Below are 19237 nucleotides of genomic sequence, written 5' to 3'. Positions count from 1 at the left end.
ATTTTTTTGTATTCGAAGCACAATTCTCTGCACGCTCCAAATGTTCTCAAAAAATTTCTCAAATTAAGGTTAATATAACAACCACTTTTCCAAATATTTATATATATTAACTATAGTTGTAAGGGTTTAATTGTTCTCAAAATTCCAACGGAGACGATATGTTTGGTAAAATTTCAATGATCGGCATCGCCACTTTGGCAGCTCTCGCCACGACCGCTAACGCCGAAAAGTACGAATGGGGCAACGTCCGCTTCGATGGCGGCGGATTCGTTTCCGCTGTAATGTTCCACCCGAAGGCTGAAAACGTCTTGTACGCCCGCACCGACGTGGGTGGCATTTACCGCTTTGACTTTGAAAACAAAACCTGGATTCCGCTGATGGACTTCATCTCGGAAAACGACAAGGGCCTTTACGGTACCGAAGCTTTTGCTCTCGACCCCAACGATCCCAAGCGCATTTACGTGCTCGCAGGTACCGGCTATTTCAGCAAGGGCCGCACGGCCGTGCTCCGCAGTGAAGACTTCGGCGCCACCTGGGACACTAGCTATGTGGAAATGCTCGCCCACGGTAACGGCATGGGCCGCCAGACCGGCGAAAAGCTCGCCGTGGACCCCAACAAGGGAAACATCATCTTCTGCGGTAGCCGCACCAAGGGACTTTACAAGAGTACCGACTACGGCAAGACCTGGACAAGCGCCTACAAGGTCGCCCTTTCTACCGCCACAGAATCCAGCCTGAACGGCGTGAACGGCATCAGCTTTGTGATGTTCGACGAATCGCAGGGCAAGAACGCCGACGGTTCCACCAAGACCATCTACATCGGCATTTCCGAAACCAAGGATAATTTGCAAGTAAGCCACGACGGCGGCGCTACCTGGGAACCCATCAAGGGCGTTCCCACTGGACTCATGCCGCACCGCGCAAAGATTGTCGACGGCGACATGTACGTGACATTTGCTGACGGCCCCGGTCCGTATAACATCGCAAGTGGTGGTTTTTACAAGTACAATATCGCTGGAGGCACGTGGACCGACCTTACCCCGAGTGACTCCGTGGAACACGAAGGCAGCACCACCAAGAGCTACGAAAAGGACAAGAGCTCTTACGGCGGCGTCGCCATTGACCCCAAGGACAAGAACCACATTGTGATTTCGACGCTGGGCAAGTACACCGGCCGCCACGTGACCAAAGACGAAAAGGAAAACTACGGCGACCGCATCTATGCCACCACTGACGGCGGCAAGACCTGGAATCACGGACAGCATTACAACGACATTCCGAACATTGACGCCAACGGCACCGACTGGATCCCGGGCAACGCCATCCACTGGGCGGGTTCTCTTGAAATCAACCCGTTCAACAACAAGCAGGCCTGGGTCACTAGCGGTAACGGCATCTTCATGACCGAAGACGTCTCCGCAAAGGTTCCCCTTTGGAAGTTTATGTCCAAGGGTATCGAAGAGACTGTGCCCCTCGACATCGTGAGCATTCCGGGAGGCCCGCTGGTCACCGCTATTGGCGACTACGACGGCGCCGTTTATACAGACATCAAGCAGAGCGCACAGCGCCACAAGCCAACCATCGGCACCACCGAAAGCATGGGTTACGCCCCGCTCACCGGAAGCTTGGTTCGCACAGGTGTGATTACCGTTTACGGCAAGTACGATTCTCAGAATTTCAACGTGATGTACCGCAGCGATGACATGGGCAAGACCTGGGACAGCGTAAAGACCACCCTCAAAGGCCCGAAGGGCTTGGTGGTACTTTCCGCTGACGGCAAAATCATGCTGCACCGCCCAGACCAGGGCGCAACAGTTTACCGCTCCGATGACAATGGCGCCTCTTGGACTGCTGTTGAAACCGGCACCCAGACAAACTATTCCCGCATTGTTGCTGACCCGGTGGACCCCAAAACGTTCTACGTCATGGGCGGCATGGGATCGCTTTACAGATCTACTGACGGCGGCAAGACTTTTGCAGAAGCTGAAGCCCGTTTGCAGAACGAACAGGCTGGCGAATACTACAACGGCGGCGGACTCATCCGCACCGTTCCTAAGAGAGAAGGACATCTGTGGGTACCGATGGACCAAGCTCAAGTCTGGCAGCCGAAGGGCTTCACGGAATACGGCCTCGCCTACACTGAAGACGGCGGCAAGAGCTGGAACCGTTGCGAAGGCGCTTCTACCGCAATCGCCGTGGGCATCGGCAAGGCCAAAGAAGGCAGCGACTACGAAACCATCTTCATCTGGGGCGCGGCAAAGTCCGGCGATCCAATCGGCATCTACCGCAGTACAGACAAATGCAAGACCTTTGAACGCGTGAACGACGACTTGCACCAGTTCGGCGGTCCGGGCAACGGAAACTTCGTGCAGGGCGACATGAACAACTTCGGCGTTGTTTACATGAGCACCGTGGGCCGTGGCACCATCGTGGGCGCTCCTGAAGGCACAAAGTTTGTTGACGTCATCATCCCAGGCAATCCGGGAACGACCATCAACACCATTTCGATGCATCCGGGCAAGGTTTCGCTCATTCAGCAGAACAGGACTTTGCAAGTGAACGTCCCGAGCGAAGGCAAACTTGAAGTCATCGCTATGAACGGCAAGACACTCCTCTCTGTGGATGTGAACGGCAACAGAAGCGTTAGCCTCAAGAAGATTCCGAACGGCAAGTACATCGCAAAGGTTGTCGGAGCCAACGGCAAGTTGCTTTTAAAAAAAGCGATTGCGATTAAATAAAACGCATTAAAGGAGATGCCCGCTCAAGGCGGGCATGACAACAACAAAAGTTTCAATAATCATCAATCCCACACTTAAAAAGGCTAGAGTGCAAAGCGAATGCTTTTAAACTCTGGCCTTTCTTTTTTGCTATGTTGTTAGGCGATGCAAGAACTGACATTTAAAATTATTGCGCGAATCAAGAGCGACTTTCGAGAAAAGTTTGGAATCCCGCGGCAAAGCGGGCTGGTACAGAACTTGCGTTCGACGATACGCTTTGAGCCAGAATTCCGCAATGCCGATGCGCTCCGCGGCCTCGAGGGCTTTAGCCACTTGTGGATCATGTGGATTTTTTCGGAGAACATCCGCAGTACATGGAGCCCGACTGTGCGACCGCCAAGACTCGGCGGGAACAAGCGTCTCGGCGTTTTCGCCACACGTTCAAGCTTCCGCCCGAATCCGGTGGCACTTTCTTGCGTGAAGATTGAAAACATCAACCTCGACGGTCCTGAAGGCCCGGAAATAGTCGTTAGCGGCGCAGACCTCATGGACGGCACCCCGATTGTCGACATCAAGCCGTACCTCCCCTACACGGACGCACACCCCGAAGCGATTGGCGGTTTTGCAGATGCCGTGAAGCAGAACAAAGTTCACGTCAAGAATCCCGAAGCACTTGCAAAGCTAAGCGAAGAAAAACGCACCTCGCTTATTGAAGTGTTGGAACAGGATCCGCGCCCAGCTTACCAAAACGATCCCGAGCGCGTTTACGGATTCCCATTTGCCGAATACGAAGTCAAGTTCAAAGTCATCGGCAACGAACTGGAAATTGTGAGTATCAAATAAGAATATTTCCGCAATATTTCGTTCTCAAAAGGATTTTTTCCCAAAAATATGCTACTAAAACACGAAATTCAGCGATTTAGTAGCACTATTTTCAACTTTATATGTAATTAAAAGGGCATAAACAAACCTGTTCATGCTACTAATATTTCTTTTTTTGATATTCAGTAGCATATTCAAATCAAATTTCAGCTATTACACTCGAATTTTCAATTACTTTGTATCAAAATCATGATACTAAAATCAAGTTTTCAATGATTTAGTAGCACATTTTAACACATTTCGCTCTTTTTTCCACAAAAAACACAAAGAAAGAGCCCCGTGAAAATCACGGAGCCCTTAGCATTGAGGAGAACTTATTATTGTAAATTCACGCGCTGCACAATGAGTGATGATTCCGTCATGACGCTCATCATATAAACACCTGCAGGGACCTTTCTCTTAGAAATCAAAACGTTATTCGAACCCGGGCCTAACAAACGGCCCACATTAGCCACTTCCGTACCCAGCACAGAATAAAGGCGGATATTCACAAGGCCTGAATGAGCCAACGACACCGGCACCTGTAAAAAGTCCCCTTCAAAATGGACCTTGCCAACACGCACCGCGTAGGTCGCATTCGGGATGACAATTCCGCCCAACGTCGAACTCGAAGAAACATCAACGCTCGATGAGCTTACCTTTTCTGACGAACTCGATTCTACAGACGAACTGGATGGCGTTTCGCTACTGCTCGATTCGGCGACAGGCTTGATCTTATCGCCAAGAACTTCAATCATCTTTTCGGCATAGCGCTTGCCAAAGTCACGGTATTCCTGCGATGTAAAATGCACATTCTGCCCATCGCCAAGCGCCTGGTTAAAGCCTTCAGATGAAATCACATAAAAGTTTTTAGACTGCTGCGGGAGCTTTGCAATGTTATTGTTCGCCCCCTTGCTCATGCCGGAGCGCAACACTTCGCCCGCCAAGAACGGGATATCGCCCTCAAGACCTAGATCCTTAAGAATTCTATCGTAAACAGCTTTGACTTTAGAGGGCCACTGGCCATCGCCAGCATCCGTTTCGCCCTGATGGAAGATGATACCCTTGATGACGCCATCTTCTTGAGCTTTTTTAGCCATCTCAATCAAGCGTTCATAAGGCTTGCCGCCATAGGCTTCGACCCTCTGCTTAAACCAGCCGGCCTGCTGATTCATATAGCTCTGGCTAATCGGAGAATCAAATAACTGGATACTACAACCAGCCACGGCCACATCTACGATACCGACCCGAATCTGGGAGTCCGTTTTTTCAACCATCGTGCGGCCAAAATAGTCTGCCGGTCCAAGTTTACTGCTGCAACTCGCCAGCGGCGGAACGGCATCGGACCATTTGCCCAATTTTTTGCCGCAGTTAGTCTCGTTCGTGGTCCAAAGCACCTGGAAACGTTTATTGACCGTTTTATCCTGGCTTTCGATATTGGCCTGGCCTTCCATATTGGACTGGCCAAACGCAAGATAAATGTGGAAATTGGGGTCTGGAGCAGCATTTGCCGAAACAGCAAGGCCCAAACCGAAAAACAAGCTCACGAAACGCGAGACTTTCATCGAACACTCCTTGAGGCGCCAAAACGCCTCCCAACAACTATCCCTAATATATTTTCAATTCACAATCGAATGTTAAATCTTTGGAAAATCGCGTTGTAGGGTTCTGCAACATCATTATTTTTATTTATATTCCAACCATAAAACGAGGACTTCTATGACCATCAAAATCTTGGCATCCCTTGCTATCGCAGCATCGATTTTCACCGCCTGTAGCGAATCAACGACTACCCCGCCCACCAAAGCTGAACAATGCGCCGCCGGCCTCTCCAAAGACTGCCTCATGGGCACCTGGAGCATCAACGGCCCGTCAAGTGAAGATCCTACTGTTCCCGGATCCATCATCATCGACCCGAGCCACAATTTGAGCGCAGCCCCGGCAACCGTCAAATTCTACATTGACGACAAGAAGGTCAACCGCTTTGAATACACGCTTTCTACCGCCACCAAGGCAACTTGCGACTTGGGCAAAACGTACGGCACTTGGGAAATTCTTGGAACATCGTTGCACCTTACAGCAACGACAAACACCATATGCATGCCAAAGCCTGATGACGAAGCCATCATTGCACCTGTGATCAAGGCAGAAGCAGGCGTTGTCACAATGACGTTCGGCCAGCTCTTCTTTATGAAGCCGGAATACGGCAATAGCGCCTCTACAACGGAATTGATTGGCAAGAGCGAAGTTTATACATTCGTGAAATAGCTTTTACGCCAGCGGTTGTTTTCGTATTCACGTAACAGCCCTAGAGCAAAAGAAATCTCTTTTTCATAGCGCGAGTCCTTGGGGCTCGCCTTTTTTGTGGCCAGCGCATTCGCATGCATGGCATTCAAGGCTTGTTCAATCCGTTTGGCAAAAACAGAAACCGTCTCGCCGGGAGCTCGATTGAAGCCAACGCGGGCAAGGCGTTTTTCGGCATCCGCAAGGAGCGCAATCCATTGGGCCGCATTTTTAGAGATAGCCTGCTGTTTGCGCTGTCGCCGAGAACTGCGGAACTTGAAAAGCACAAAAACAAGGAGCAAGGCCACGAGGGCAATATAAAGCACGGGGCTTGAAATGAAGCGTTCCGAAGCAACTTGCCAACTATCGACAATACGACGCCATTCACCGTCCTTGAGCAAATGCATCACATAAGAGAAACGACCTTTCAGGCCTTCGAATTTTGTTGAAAGCCAAGATGGTTCCGCAAAAACCATTTCGCTGACAGGCGGAGTCGGGTCAAAAATGTACCACTGATGGTCTATGTAGACTTCAACCCAGGCATGGCTATGACGGCGGCGGAAAGTCGCATACGGACGCCCAGGAACACGTTCGGGGCGAGCAAAGCCCGTCACGTATCGCGCAGGAATTCCCTGATGACGCAAGAGGAGCGTCGCAAGCGTTGCGTAGTACTCGCAAAAGCCCTCCTTGGTTTTCCAGAAAAGAGCAATGGGGTCCACTTTTGAATTTGCACGATGACCAGGAACGATGTACGAGTACTTAAAATTATGGATAAAATAAGATTCTATTGTTTTTAAAGTTTGGACCGGATGCGCGGGCGGGAGTGACATCGCTGCGGCAATTGTATCTAGGAGAGCTTTTTCTCTATTCGGGATTTGCAAGAAATCGGAATTATGTTCAATAGTAGCCGGAGATACCGTCGAAGAATCCGTGGGTAAATGCGTTGCCATCGCAAGAGTTTTCGCAGAATCAGGCACGTAATAATACCAATCGCTACGCGTACCGTTTGCATCTGCAAAAACATTCGTTGAATAGTAATTCAAAGAATCTGCATTTTTGCTCGCCACGCCCACAACATTCGCAGGCGCAAACATAAAGCCAAAATTGTTGAGAGTCGCTTGCACCCAAACAGCTTTGACATTTGGCGCGGCCGCAGCAGAATCTTCGGATTCAAAGACGGCGTAATCCACACGATAACGCGCCGGATAAAGTTTCTTTTCGGCCGTCGCTGGGAGCTTCCAAATGCCCGCCACATATTTTTCGTAGGCGGCAGCACGCAGGTACGTGGGAGCAAGAGTATCCCAAACGCGAAGGACAATTTCGCTATTGTACTTGGAATTGTAATTACTGGAGAAGGAACCCAATGCAGCCACGGGATCGAAACCCATCACGCGATTCTTGACGTAATATTCTTCGGCCCAGCGGCCACTGTAATAACGATTGCTCTTCCAATATTTAAAACCGAGATACGACGAGCCGCACAGACTCGCATAAAGTAAAACGAAAAGCAGCCGCTTGTAAAGAGCAACGTGCGGACGGCCAAACGCATATACCGCAAGCAATAGCGCCACAACGGCACTGATGACGCTTGCGCGAGGCGCTTGGAATAGCCCCATGAAAAGTGCGGCAACGCCATTGAACACAACAAAGACTTCGTAACCGCCATTCCCGAGACTCCGCTTTTGGAGCCACGCCAAGTAAAGCAAATACCATGCCGGGATAAAGACCAAGTACGGCGAGACGCCCATTTCAACGCTCGGCGTGAGCACCCACCACAACGCGCATGGGACAATCGCACCGTATGCGAAAATTTTTCTGTAACGCGGGATTTTTCTTTGGCCCATCGCGGACTTTGAAAGCAAATATTGTTTGACGTGAATAGCGATAAACAAGGCTGCAAAAACAAAGCCAAGAATTTCAAGTCCACATGAAACGCCCAAATTGATGGAAACGATGCAAAAGAAAATCGTCTTGCTAATTTCACGGAAGTTCATCATAGACTCATCTCCGCATCGCGAGAATTTCCAAGTGGACGCTCGGAAATCGTTCGTTCACGATGCAAACGTTCGTTAAAAACGCGTTCGAGATGCGCCGCGTTCACAGCCAAAACATCGTCAGAAATTGCGGTCTTCGACTCATTTGTCAACTTGGAATGCGCATCCAAAATCACTTGCTTATGCACAAGCGGATCTTCAGTCGCGAAAAGCCCCATGCGGAGCACAGGGCCAAGCGGGCGTGCCGCCGGCGACCAAAGCTTCTGCGCACCTGTCGCACTTCGAGAATTTACAGTATTTCGAGATGCACGCGGACCTTTCGAAGTGCGCGTTTCCAGCCAAGACGCAGCCGGGATTCGTGCAAGCGCTTCCAAGAAGCTCACCCCGCCATCGCCCTGCACAAGCGCAATCTCGTCATCGCCAATGAAGAATCGCCCAAGCGCCTTACGCTCCAAAAGCCACAAGCCTACGCCAGCCGCCAAGCGAATCAGCATTTCAACAACCGATTTTTCACGCAAACTACGGGCAGTCACATCCAGCACGAGAATCGCACCAGCACCGCGTTCCGTTTCAAATTCCTTCGTGAAAGGCTTGCCGTAACGTGCAAAAGCCTTATGATGCAAATCGCGTAAGGAATCGCCCTCGCGGTATTCTCGCACGCCCACAAAATCCATCCCGCGCGTAAGACTCGGCATCAATAGCGGTGCAAAAACAACACCGCTCGCGCCCGATGTCAAAAACGGGAAAGCCCCCACGCGCAACGGGCGCGGGAACACGAGCAATTCTGCTTTCCCGACATTTGCCGCATAACGCAAAGCGCCATTGATTTCCGGGATAATCACCGCCACTTTCGAGATTTCAAATGCGCCACGTTTTTTCGTCTGAATTTTGCAAGTGAGTTTCGCCGTCTCGCCCGCAACAATCGCCACAAGTGCGGACTCTTCGCACTTGAGCGATGGATCCATGCGGAAACATCCAAGCGACACCGCATTCAGCTTGTCTTCGGCAGTAACGTGCAAATCAACAGCCGATGTTTCGCCCTCGTAAACATTCCGAACAGAAATGTCGCCCGCCTTGAACTTGCTCTTGCGTGCGGTCATGAAGAAGCATGGTACAAGCGCCAAAAAATACATGAAATCCAAGCCGCAAAACACCCACGCCGCCCAGAATCCAGGCACTGCTCCCGCAAACATCGAGAATAGCATTAGCGCTGCCGCCGCATGCCCCACCTGCGTAAAGCCTTCTTGCCAAATGTAGTACAAACGCATCAAGAGTCCCTTGCGCTTGGGACTTCTGGGAATGGCGTTTATAAAGAAATGGAAGAGAGACATATTTTCAAGACTTCACTGGATCCTTCACTTCGTTCAGGATGACTTGTTCGTTCACTCAGGATGACTAGAGCATTCACTCAGGATGACAAGTGCATTCACTCAGGATGACAAGTGCATTCACTCAAGATGATGGCGCTCATTATTTAGGCACTCGCACTTGCTTCAAGATTCCTTCGAGAATTTGTCTAGAGGCGCCGGGCGTATTCGAATCTTTTGCGAACACGCGATGTTCCATCACCGGGAAGAACACATGCTGAATGTCATCGGGATTCACGAAATCGCGACCCGCCACATACGCGCACGCTTGCGCCATCTTGATGAGGTTGATTCCCGCACGCGGACTTGCCGCCAAACGCACCGCCGGATTCACACGCGTCGCCTGCACCAGCGAAACCACGTACGTTTCAAGCGATTCATCAATGTGAATCTTGCGGACATCGTTGCGCACGGCAATAATTTCATCGGGAGTCATCACAGCCTTGAGCGTGTCAAGCGGTCGCCCATCGCGATGCGCACGCAAAATGCCAAGTTCCGTTTCCGCAGTCGGATACCCGAGCGAAAGGCGCACCAAGAATCTGTCCATTTGCGCTTCGGGCAGCGGGAACACACCATGGAATTCCACAGGGTTTTCGGTCGCAAGCACCATGAAGAGTTTCGGGAGCGCATGGCGCTCGCCTTCTAGCGAAACCTGGCGTTCTTCCATCGCTTCCAAAAGCGCACTCTGCGTTCGCGGAGATGCACGGTTGATTTCATCCGCCAACAGCACCTGCGTAAAGACAGGCCCCCTGCGAATTTCAAACTCACCTGTATTTGCCTTGAACACAGCACCGCCCGTCACATCGGCGGGGAGCAAGTCCGGCGTAAACTGGATACGCGCAAAATCCGCACCAATTGCAGCGGCAAGCGCCTTGGCAATCGTCGTCTTGCCCGTTCCCGGCACATCCTCGATAAGCACATGGCCATCGGCAAGGAGCGCCATCACCAAAAGTTCTACCGCCTCGGATTTTCCGAGCAGCACCCCATTTAAAGCATGAATTAAATCTTTAACCATGCTTATAATATATGTTTTTTAGTTGATAAAACTCAATCCATCAATTCTTTACGCAACGAATAGACATGAAACTCGATTTTTCATGAGCTTCAATCTTGAAAGAGGTCGATGCATGGTGTAATGTATACACTGTAAAGGTGGTTGCCGAGTTTTCCGTAGACGAAACCATCGAAAGCGTTGCTGAGTAGCCACTAAACAAAGAACCATTTGCCACACCAGAGAAACCCGTGGTATTCGTTGGATATGAATCACCGGCAGGTATATCCCATAAGCCATTAACCGATTCAAGTGATGGAGAAACGCCCGTCTTGATGTTGTTAACCGTATTTTGGGCCGCCACATAATCTATAAGCGTTTCGAATTCAGACTTTTGCGGGATGTGATAACCATCAGGACATAATCCCTGTGCAGGATGATACAAGTACTTATCCGAGCCATCTGATTCTGTTGCTCGACTAGAATTGTACATATCATCCAAATTCAGTGCTGCAGCCCATGTATACAAGCGCCCAAAGCGACGGCAATACTCATCCCCATTGCCTTGAACAGAATTATTTCGGCAATAGCTTGTTACTCCACCATCAGCGTACGACAAATTTTGTGCCATCCACGTCTGGGTACCAATCTTTACCGTCCTGTAAACCTTATTATCGCGTTTATCTACAAGAATACCATACTTTCCATCTTTCAGCATTTCCTGATTCAAGAATTCCGTAGTTACAGTATCGTACTCAGGAACAAAAACAACTGTCGTCGTATCATACACTCGTACCGTATCGTAATGGTCCACGACAAGCGTATCGAACGAGTAAACGGTATCGATAGAATAGATGGAGTCCTTCGAAACTAGTGTATCTTTCACGACCAAGGTATCAAAAGAAAATACAGTGTCTTTGGAGAACAGCGTATCTTTTGTAAACAACGTATCCTTTACAACCAACGTATCATACGAAAACACAGTATCTTTGGAGATGAGTGTATCTTTATTGAACAACGTATCCTTAACAACTAAAGTATCGTACGAAAATACGGTGTCTTTGGATTGAACCGTATTCTTCACAATCACGGTATCTCTAACAACAATCGTGTCTTTAATCGGCTGGTAATCGGGACTCAAATCTACAGGAATCCACTTTCCCTTCGAACAGGTATAAAAGGATGAAGAATCCAAAAGGAATACAATCCATTTTTCATTTTTTATAGTACATGGTTCCAATTCATTTACAGCCTCAATTCCAGAATACGAAACATTCGTAATCACTGAACTTTCATCGCTGCAAGCTGTAAGCCAAGCCATACAGAGAGAAAAGTACACTAGAGCTCGAGAAAAGAATTGGCCTTTCATTCTTCATTCCTTTTTTACTGTATTTCTATAAAAAAGATGAAAAATAAAAAAAATTTTTTCTGCTATTTCCACATTCTTCGCCACACTTGGCGCAAAACACGCATGCCGTACGTAACCACATTGAGGTTCGATTTTTCTCCAGCGTAACGTGTCGGGATTGGGAGTTCCGCAATCGCAAAACGGCAAGCATCCGCAATAGAAATGAGTTCCAAATCGATATCAAACGATGCACTTAAGCGATTCAAATCGACCGTTTTCAGGAACCACGATGAATAGACGATAAAGCCGCTATGACGGTCCGTAAGTTTTACGCGGAATGATAAATTTTCAAGCGCCGTCAAGAACGCGCCACCAATGCGTTTGTACAAAGGCATGCCACCGCGTTTGGCATCCCCCGCTACCGCATGGCGCGACCCCTGCAACAAATCGAGATTGCAGTTTTCCATTTCTGCAAAGAACTCACCCAGTTTTTCTGCAGGGTACTGGCCGTCTCCGTGCAAGCAAGCGACAAACGCCGCCCCCGAAGCCAAGCCTTCTGCAAGTCCTTTTTTGACTACGGCACCATAGCCGCTATTTTGTTCAAACTTAAAATACTCAAAATGGGATTTGAGATTGCGCGCATTTTCTGATTGACTCGCATTTTCCGCGCCACTCGACATAAAGCGTTCGAAGGCCTCCGCCGTCCCATCACGCGAGCCATCATCAATCACGAGCACATGCGCACGCGCCAAAACAGACGCATCAATTTTAGAGAGGACTTCGACGAGCGTACGCTCAACGTTGTACGCAGGGACAAAGACAAAATAATCTATCGCAGAACAAGACATAACTGGATCCTTCGCGCAGCTCAGGATGGCGTAGAATCAGTATCAGGATGACTTGTATCGCTATAATGTCCGACAAACCACGTTAACGATTCGCGAAGCACCACATCAATTGGAGTCTTGGCCTTAAAGCCAAGCAAGCGTTCTGCCTTTTCTACAGACGGCAAACGGCGCATGGAATCTTCGTAACCTTCGCCGTAATATTCCACGCCAGATACAATCTCGGGTTCTGGAATGGTTTCAATGTTCACGCCCTTGATTTCTGCAAAGATATTGCGCATTTTACAGGCAAGTTCAGCAATCGTAAGCTCGTTATCCGGATTCCCGATATTAAACGCCTGCGACAAAGGCGATTTTTCTGCATCATTTTCAGTTACACTCGAAGCCATTCCAACAGCACTCGCCGAAAGTCCCGCTTCAAACAGCGCGAACATAAAATCGACCGCATCAAACACACTCGTGAAACTGCGCTTGGCAACACCGCCATTCACAAGTTTCAAAGGCTCGCCGCGTACAAGCGCCGACGAGAAATTTGCAAGCACACGCGGAATGCCCGAGCCATCGACGCCCGGCATAAAGTCCATGTAAGGCCCGACAAAGTTGAACGGACGAACCGCAGTCCACTTCAAATTTTTAAGGCCAGCAATATAGCGTTCCGTCAAGAGTTTTGCGGTTGCATAGCTCCAGCGGCTCGCCGTCACCGGTCCAAATGTCAGCTCGGATTCATCTTCGACGAGCAAGCCAGAATCGGCCGACGTGCGCCCATAAATCTCGGACGTCGAAAAATGAATCAGCCAGGAGCCCGATTTTGCACAAGCATCAGCCAATGCAGCCGGATGGTCGTAATTGCTGCGAATCACCTCCGGAGCTTCTGCCATATAGCGGCTCGGAGTGCAAATTGCTGCAAGGTTTACGACAATCGGATATTTTGCAATTCGTTCAACGACACTTTTATCAGCCAAGTCTGCCACCATAAACTCGCAACGTTCATCGTTTAGTCTATGCTGGATCCTGTAAAAGTCCAAATCAACGCCAAAAACGCGCCACTTCGTGCGCGTCAAAATGGCGTCGAGAAGGTGACAACCAATAAAACCACCGCAACCAACAATGGCTACGGTGATACATTGATCATTGAACTTTAGGTTCATTACTTCTTGACCGTGAACTCAGCGGAGTTCGCGCCCTTATTCGTATTATAGTAAGGAACGACGCGGATAATACCTGTCGTGGTTTCCGTCACCTTTTTAGCATCAAGGACAACTTCGACTTCATAGCAGGTCTTGCCATCGCCCTTGCCTGCGAAACCAACAGAACCGCGGGTCAAATCCTTACCTGCATCATCCTTGTCGGTTTTGAACTTGATCATATAGCCAGAGTCATCAACAGTAGAACCGTAAATAACGGTAATCTTCTGGCCAATCTTGAAAGTTTCACCTTTGGTCGGATAAACCACCTTGACGCCGTCACTTACCGTGCAATCGAACTTGTCAGATGCGTTAGACGAAGAATCATCGTCATCACCGCAAGCAAGGAACGCAAGGGAGCTAGCCAAGAGCAAAGCATGAGAAAACTTCATAAAAAACCTCTATAGATGTTTCGTTTAATTGTTTACAATATACAAATTTGACGGGATTACAAGAAAGATGATTTCCTTATTTCATGGATTGAATCAAGGAATCCAATTTTCGAGTCAGTTTTTGGCCACCGACATAACTCAAATGGTCATAATCATAAGCCATTTCATCACTATAGTCGTGATCACCCATCTTGTTTTCATCCAAAAACACAAAATTCGAATACTTTTCATCCCACTTGTGCAAGACCCCAATCAAGGAATCGGCGGTGCTACGGCGCATTCCGTGACGCCCATAAGAACCAGTCGTCTTGTAATAAGGAGATTGCGGGAATACAACGCCAATGAGAACAACATCTTTTTCCTTGGCAGCAGCAATCAACTTTTTAAGGCGTTCCATGTCCTTTGCATAAGCGCGGCTATCGCTCCACGTAGAATCATCGACAATCGGGTTTTCGTTAAAGCCGCCTACCGTCCAGCCTTGTGATTCCAGCCAAATCCATCCATGATTTCCATTCATGAATTCTCTCAAGAAATCGATACCGTTTGCATAAGCCGCATTCAGTTCCTTATACTGTGACGGGACGCCATCTTTCCAATAAGAGTGGCTCTTATCGTATTCAAAGCCAAGATTGCCAGCAGCATTCTTATTGAAATTTTCACCTTCCTTTTTAGACCACAAATCAAAATCAAGACTGACAATAAGGTATTTCAACTTTTTGCTGTGCGGCAAGACGTAATTTTCAGCGAGAGTGCCAATAACATCCATGTCGTTTGGAATAGTCGCCATATTGAACGCATAGCCAGACTCCATCTCTTGAGCCACAAACCCAGAACTTACACGAGATGAGCCAAGAGCAATAATGTCGGCTGTATCAGATACCGTCCAAAAAGCGTTCATCTTGAACGTAATAAGAGGAGCATCTTGTCCAACGTAGTACATACCGGCGCTATCCAAATCCAGTTCATCATAATGGGCCTCATCCATCGGGTTCACCCATAAACTCGGATGCCACAGTTCATCGCCCTTGACAAGTTCCAAGATATCAGAAGTTTCAAGATTGACAAGAACAATTTTGGCATGAGCACCATTTGCATTAACAAAAGTTACAATAGCGTAGTCTTTCAAGCCGCTCACCCATTCAGTATGATCAAAAGTAAATCCCTTGGGCGTAGTCAAAGACTTGATCAACTTGCCGTTTTTATCTGCTATGAAGAGGCGTTCATGCACGCTATAGCTTTCGCCCACAAATTTCGCACCAGTTTCTGAACCAAAGTCCAGGAACAATGTACGGCGGGAATCGTCCTTAGCCAAGGACACATTGCAAGCCTGTTCACCGTTATACCAGACCGTGTCACGAGCAGAACCTTTTGACGAAGCTATTCGAGCGCGTAAAAGCTTGGAGCCAGTAACCGCCAACGAACCATCGCTGCTGACGCCACCATGATAAGCACCATCAAACAACTTTTCCGGTTTCCCGAACTTTCCACCAGCAAACGAGACCTGCCAAGTCGAGTTTTTCTTGAACGTTGCGTCAACGCTGTTATCGCCAGCGTCGCTCACAAATACAATGACCGTATCGCCATCGGGCAAAACACGCCAGCGAGGGATTGCCGCATTTTCGAAATCAAGCTTTTTAAGTCCTGTTCCAGCATCTGCCAAATCACGCACATAGACGGTCGACTTTTCAGAAGAGCCTTCAAATTGCGTACAGAAAGCAACACGCTTGCCATCTGGAGAAATTTCTGGATGATAAACTTCCATCGTATCCTTGATTTCAACGACATTGGAATAGCCATTTGAATAATCGATAAACACAAGGTTTCCAGAAACATCATTGCGGAAAGCGAGCTTAACTTTATATGTTCCCACCTGGGACCGCACTGTACCAAAATTGGCAACAGCCGTCACAAGCCCAGCCTGATTATCACCATTATCAGCAGCCCAGGAAGCATTAGGGATTGCACCATAAGCAAGACGGAAACCCACATATTCCGCACGAGTTCCAGAAGTGACCGCATAAACATCCCCGCGACTGAAGAGGTTTATCGCACCGGCAGCATCGTGATAGCTACCCCCTTTAACAACACGCTGACCAACGGAACGCCCTTCCAAAGCACCGACATAGTTCAGATAAGTTGTATCGTGGAAATACCCCATCCAGTCATTTACAAATTCCAAGGCATTGCCCATGATGTCGCAAAGTTCATTTTTTTCAGTCACCTTTGCGCAAACCGGGTGCAGTTCAAAACCTGAATTATCGGAAGTCCAGCTATTCTTCTTTTTTCCAAACTTATTTGCCGCATAGACCCATTCGGCTTCGGTCGGCAAGCGGAAAGCTTCTTTATCGGGATCAAACTCAAGGCTTTCCAAACTGGTGCAATGTTTCTCGCTATCGAAGGAACTCTTGCTGTAAGTGTAAGCGGTATCCTTGCCGGCGGCCTTGCTTTTGGCATTAGCGAAGAGAACCGCATCGTAATAAGAAACGTCCGTTGCAGGCAAACTATCGTTTTTGCATTTCAGGACAAAGCCTGTTTCTGCGCGCATAAGGCTATCGAACTCGCCACAAGTCACTTCGTTTTTGCCCATGTAGAAATCGTAATCGAATTTGACCTTCATCTGCGGACGTTCAGTCGCTTTCGCATTTTCGTTGTCCGTGCCAAGCGTAACTTTGGCGTTAGATGCAGAAATAGGCAACATTCCTTCTAGAAAAGCCGGCAAATCATCATGATTGTCTGTAGAAGAGCTATTCGAGCCCGATTCCGAGCAAGCAAGGAAGAAAAGACAGGAGAGTCCAAGAATATAGAAACGCATAGTATAAATATACAAACTTATACTAAACCAGATGTAATTATAAATTGGCTATTATTTGCCCATTTGTATAGTTTACATATGTTTATTTAATTTTTACAATTCATCAAATTCAAAACACCCTTTACCAGGAACTTTTTATGGGAAAAGTATTACTGTCACTCGCATTAGCCGCCGCTTTTGCCATTCCGTCATTTGCACAGGACATCGTCATCTTAAAAAACGGAACTAGCATCGACGCGAAAGTCCTTGAAGTCGACGACAACTCCATCCGCTATAAGAAATTCGACAATCCCGAAGGCCCAACTTACACAGCAAAAAAAGATAACATCAGCGAGATTCGCTACAAGAATGGAACCAAAGAAACCTTTAACAACGCGCAAAAAAGGCTTTCCCCTGATAAAGATCCCAATTCCATCTGGTGGACTAAGGCCAGAGAAACAAAACTCGGCTTCTGGATGGATCCGCTAGGTTGTGCCCAATGGGGCCCGATGGTCGGTATGTCAATCCGCATGGGAACAAATTTCGATGTCAAAGCTTACGTGAGATATTATAACGGAGAATTTCCTCTTAATGATGAAACATTCGACGATTACGAGTATGAGTATTATGATGGATATTCTCATTATGAAAGAGGCTATTTCGACCAAGGCTTTGGCATTGGTTTAGAATTCAGCAAACTATTCGCCACAATCCACGGAAACTGGCATACTGGTTTTCTGTTTGAAATAGCAACAATAAAATTCAATGATTCTTTTGGTTTTGAATACAGAGACCGCTATGCGAAAAGCAACGATTCCTACATGGACCGCGATTATTATACCACCTATGGTGACGCAATACTCGACTTACCAATCACCCAATACATATTCGCTCTAACTGGCGGTTACACATTACGCTTCAACAACAGATTCTTCATAGACTTTTCTCTCCAATCAGGGATCCTTCTTCAAATCTTAGAGGACACGAAACCCTATTTTTATGGTGACGCCAGTCTAAAACTTGGAATTGAATTTTAATTATGGAATTCCCGCGAAAGCGGGATTTTTTTGCTCTATAAAAAGGAGATGCCCTGTCGGAGCAGGGCATGACAAAAAAAGCCGGGACGACAATGCAAAACGAGATGGAGATGCCCGATTAAATCGGGCATGACAACAGGGCGCTCTTAATCTTTCAGCAGTTCCGGGTGTTTTTCGGAGATGCGGCGGGCAAGGTACACAAACGGAGTGTCCATAAGAGTCGTGATGACAAAGATGCCGTAGCCAAACACGAGAATTTCGCCAATGGTATTCCACGGGAAAACGCCAGCGAACGCAAGCAAGTTGAACACAACGACGTTTATCAGCTGGCTTACAAGAGTCGACCCATTATTGCGGACCCACAAGTAGCCCTTCTTATCCTTAAACTTTTTCTCGGTCCATTTCCACCAGGCGTGATACGCCCAGACGTCGAACATTTCGCATATGGCGTAGGCAAACAAGCTCGCGAGCATCACACGAGGTGTATTCGAGAACACCGTACGGATCGGTTCAGCCATGGTGTCGCCCTCGGCGGGGATGTACAGAAACCAGCTTTGCGAAATGAGAATAAACGTCACATTCGCGAGAATGCCGATTTTCACGCAGCGGCTAGCCTCTTTTTTGCCAAAGATTTCGCTCATCATGTCCGTTGCGAGGAAGGAGGATGCGAAAATGACATTGCCGAGCGTCGTGTCGAGCCCAAAGGCGTGCACGAGAATCAAAACTTCGATATTTGCAGCAATTGTCGCAATGACGGTCCAGGCGAAAATGCCCTGCTTACCGAAAAAGCGGAAAAAGGCAACCAAGCCTCCAAAGAACGCAAAAATGGAGGCAATCATAAGGAGTTCGTTTTGCACGATTACTTCCTCCTGTCTATCGCAGCAAAGAGGCGTGTCTTGGCGATAGCTTCAAATTCGGTACCCGGCTTGCCGTAGTTTGCAAACGGATAAAGAGAAATGCCACCGCGCGGCATAAAGATGCCTTCGACTTCGATGTACTTCGGGTCGAGCAATTTCACCAAGTCCTTCATGATGATGTTCACGCAGTCTTCGTGGAAATCCCCGTGATTGCGGAACGAGAACATGTAAAGCTTGAGCGACTTGGATTCCACCAAATACTGGTCCGGAATGTAGTTGATCTTGATTTCGGCAAAGTCCGGCTGACCAGTTTTCGGGCAAAGGCTCGTGAATTCCGGGCAGTTGAACGTGACCATGTAGTCGTTACCCGGATGCTTGTTCGGGAACTTTTCGAGCACTTCGGGGCTGTAAGTGGTCTTGTACTGGGTCTTGTTGTTGCCCAAGAGCGTAACACCTTCGAGTTCAGCTTCTGAACGCATAAAGTCTCCTAGTTTTGTTTTAAGTCAGGATGGGTTTCGAACTGACCATTTTAGGTACAAATATAGATGTTTTGTCAATGAAATAGTTTTC

Annotated in this window: 15 protein-coding genes; 4 read left to right on the top strand and 11 right to left on the bottom strand. The window is 48.1% G+C overall.

The window, feature by feature from the left end; genetic code table 11:
* Positions 1 to 158 precede the first annotated feature (158 nt).
* Together B7991_RS05405 and tsaA are read left to right on the top strand one after the other, a co-directional pair.
* Positions 159 to 2738, top strand: a complete 2580-nt coding sequence (locus B7991_RS05405) for a 1,4-beta-glucanase (RefSeq protein WP_088629936.1) — start codon at positions 159 to 161, stop codon at positions 2736 to 2738.
* A gap of 144 nt (positions 2739 to 2882) precedes the next feature.
* Positions 2883 to 3560, top strand: a complete 678-nt coding sequence (tsaA, locus tag B7991_RS05400) for a tRNA (N6-threonylcarbamoyladenosine(37)-N6)-methyltransferase TrmO (RefSeq protein WP_088629935.1) — start codon at positions 2883 to 2885, stop codon at positions 3558 to 3560.
* A 356-nt stretch (positions 3561 to 3916) separates the two neighbouring features.
* Here the strand turns inward: tsaA and B7991_RS05395 are convergent, their stop codons facing one another.
* Positions 3917 to 5143, bottom strand: a complete 1227-nt coding sequence (locus tag B7991_RS05395) for a sialate O-acetylesterase (protein ID WP_088629934.1) — start codon at positions 5141 to 5143, stop codon at positions 3917 to 3919.
* Positions 5144 to 5297: 154 nt separating this feature from the next.
* On the opposite strand from B7991_RS05395, the gene B7991_RS05390 reads away from it, so the two are divergent.
* On the top strand, positions 5298 to 5846 hold the full coding sequence (locus B7991_RS05390; RefSeq protein ID WP_088629933.1) for a hypothetical protein: 549 nt from the start codon (positions 5298 to 5300) through the stop codon (positions 5844 to 5846).
* Here the strand turns inward: B7991_RS05390 and B7991_RS05385 are convergent.
* From B7991_RS05385 to B7991_RS05350, 8 genes are all read right to left on the bottom strand, one after another.
* Positions 5828 to 7858 (bottom strand): transglutaminase-like domain-containing protein, encoded by a 2031-nt coding sequence (locus tag B7991_RS05385; protein ID WP_088629932.1) that lies wholly within the window; start codon positions 7856 to 7858, stop codon positions 5828 to 5830. The genes B7991_RS05390 and B7991_RS05385 overlap by 19 nt on opposite strands.
* Positions 7855 to 9186 (bottom strand): DUF58 domain-containing protein, encoded by a 1332-nt coding sequence (locus tag B7991_RS05380; protein ID WP_088629931.1) that lies wholly within the window; start codon positions 9184 to 9186, stop codon positions 7855 to 7857. Before B7991_RS05380 ends, B7991_RS05385 begins: the two co-directional genes overlap by 4 nt.
* A 139-nt stretch (positions 9187 to 9325) precedes the next feature.
* On the bottom strand, positions 9326 to 10237 hold the full coding sequence (locus B7991_RS05375) for a MoxR family ATPase (protein ID WP_088629930.1): 912 nt from the start codon (positions 10235 to 10237) through the stop codon (positions 9326 to 9328).
* 40 nt (positions 10238 to 10277) lie between these two features.
* Positions 10278 to 11534 (bottom strand): FISUMP domain-containing protein, encoded by a 1257-nt coding sequence (locus B7991_RS05370; RefSeq protein ID WP_176421761.1) that lies wholly within the window; start codon positions 11532 to 11534, stop codon positions 10278 to 10280.
* A 110-nt stretch (positions 11535 to 11644) separates the two neighbouring features.
* Entirely contained in the window at positions 11645 to 12409 is a 765-nt protein-coding gene (locus B7991_RS05365; RefSeq protein WP_088629928.1) for a glycosyltransferase family 2 protein, read from the bottom strand.
* Positions 12410 to 12429: 20 nt separating this feature from the next.
* Entirely contained in the window at positions 12430 to 13554 is a 1125-nt protein-coding gene (locus B7991_RS05360; protein WP_088629927.1) for an NAD-dependent epimerase/dehydratase family protein, read from the bottom strand.
* Positions 13554 to 13982: a hypothetical protein gene (locus tag B7991_RS05355; protein ID WP_088629926.1), complete on the bottom strand. Its 429-nt coding sequence runs from the start codon at positions 13980 to 13982 to the stop codon at positions 13554 to 13556. The genes B7991_RS05360 and B7991_RS05355 overlap by 1 nt, the downstream gene beginning before the upstream one ends.
* A gap of 76 nt (positions 13983 to 14058) precedes the next feature.
* Positions 14059 to 16794 (bottom strand): TIGR02171 family protein, encoded by a 2736-nt coding sequence (locus B7991_RS05350; protein WP_088629995.1) that lies wholly within the window; start codon positions 16792 to 16794, stop codon positions 14059 to 14061.
* A gap of 137 nt (positions 16795 to 16931) precedes the next feature.
* On the opposite strand from B7991_RS05350, the gene B7991_RS05345 reads away from it, so the two are divergent.
* Entirely contained in the window at positions 16932 to 17810 is an 879-nt protein-coding gene (locus B7991_RS05345; protein ID WP_088629925.1) for a hypothetical protein, read from the top strand.
* A gap of 146 nt (positions 17811 to 17956) precedes the next feature.
* Here B7991_RS05345 and B7991_RS05340 read toward each other — a convergent pair whose 3' ends face one another.
* Together B7991_RS05340 and queF are read right to left on the bottom strand one after the other, a co-directional pair.
* Complete coding sequence (locus B7991_RS05340; RefSeq protein ID WP_176421760.1) at positions 17957 to 18667, bottom strand: queuosine precursor transporter; 711 nt, start codon at positions 18665 to 18667, stop codon at positions 17957 to 17959.
* A 2-nt stretch (positions 18668 to 18669) separates the two neighbouring features.
* Positions 18670 to 19146 carry a preQ(1) synthase gene (gene queF, locus B7991_RS05335; protein WP_072827383.1) on the bottom strand — a complete coding sequence of 159 codons (477 nt, stop codon included), beginning with the start codon at positions 19144 to 19146 and terminating at the stop codon, positions 18670 to 18672.
* Positions 19147 to 19237 lie beyond the last annotated feature (91 nt).

The sequence above is a fragment of the Fibrobacter sp. UWB3 genome (genome assembly GCF_002210405.1).
In the GTDB taxonomy this organism is placed as follows: Bacteria; Fibrobacterota; Fibrobacteria; order Fibrobacterales; family Fibrobacteraceae; genus Fibrobacter.
The sequence above is the reverse complement of the archived record's forward strand: the minus strand, read 5'-3'. Positions and strand labels throughout refer to the sequence as shown.

Excerpts from the sequence above, each read along its gene's own strand:
- B7991_RS05345 (WP_088629925.1), top strand. The coding sequence starts at position 16,932 with ATGGGAAAAGTATTACTGTCACTCGCATTAGCCGCCGCTTTTGCCATT.
- B7991_RS05395 (WP_088629934.1), bottom strand. The coding sequence starts at position 5,143 with ATGAAAGTCTCGCGTTTCGTGAGCTTGTTTTTCGGTTTGGGCCTTGCT.
- B7991_RS05375 (WP_088629930.1), bottom strand. The coding sequence starts at position 10,237 with ATGGTTAAAGATTTAATTCATGCTTTAAATGGGGTGCTGCTCGGAAAA.
- B7991_RS05360 (WP_088629927.1), bottom strand. The coding sequence starts at position 13,554 with ATGAACCTAAAGTTCAATGATCAATGTATCACCGTAGCCATTGTTGGT.
- B7991_RS05365 (WP_088629928.1), bottom strand. The coding sequence starts at position 12,409 with ATGTCTTGTTCTGCGATAGATTATTTTGTCTTTGTCCCTGCGTACAAC.
- B7991_RS05380 (WP_088629931.1), bottom strand. The coding sequence starts at position 9,186 with ATGTCTCTCTTCCATTTCTTTATAAACGCCATTCCCAGAAGTCCCAAG.
- B7991_RS05355 (WP_088629926.1), bottom strand. The coding sequence starts at position 13,982 with ATGAAGTTTTCTCATGCTTTGCTCTTGGCTAGCTCCCTTGCGTTCCTT.
- queF (WP_072827383.1), bottom strand. The coding sequence starts at position 19,146 with ATGCGTTCAGAAGCTGAACTCGAAGGTGTTACGCTCTTGGGCAACAAC.
- B7991_RS05405 (WP_088629936.1), top strand. The coding sequence starts at position 159 with ATGTTTGGTAAAATTTCAATGATCGGCATCGCCACTTTGGCAGCTCTC.
- B7991_RS05370 (WP_176421761.1), bottom strand. The coding sequence starts at position 11,534 with ATGGCTTGGCTTACAGCTTGCAGCGATGAAAGTTCAGTGATTACGAAT.
- tsaA (WP_088629935.1), top strand. The coding sequence starts at position 2,883 with ATGCAAGAACTGACATTTAAAATTATTGCGCGAATCAAGAGCGACTTT.
- B7991_RS05350 (WP_088629995.1), bottom strand. The coding sequence starts at position 16,794 with ATGCGTTTCTATATTCTTGGACTCTCCTGTCTTTTCTTCCTTGCTTGC.
- B7991_RS05390 (WP_088629933.1), top strand. The coding sequence starts at position 5,298 with ATGACCATCAAAATCTTGGCATCCCTTGCTATCGCAGCATCGATTTTC.
- B7991_RS05385 (WP_088629932.1), bottom strand. The coding sequence starts at position 7,858 with ATGATGAACTTCCGTGAAATTAGCAAGACGATTTTCTTTTGCATCGTT.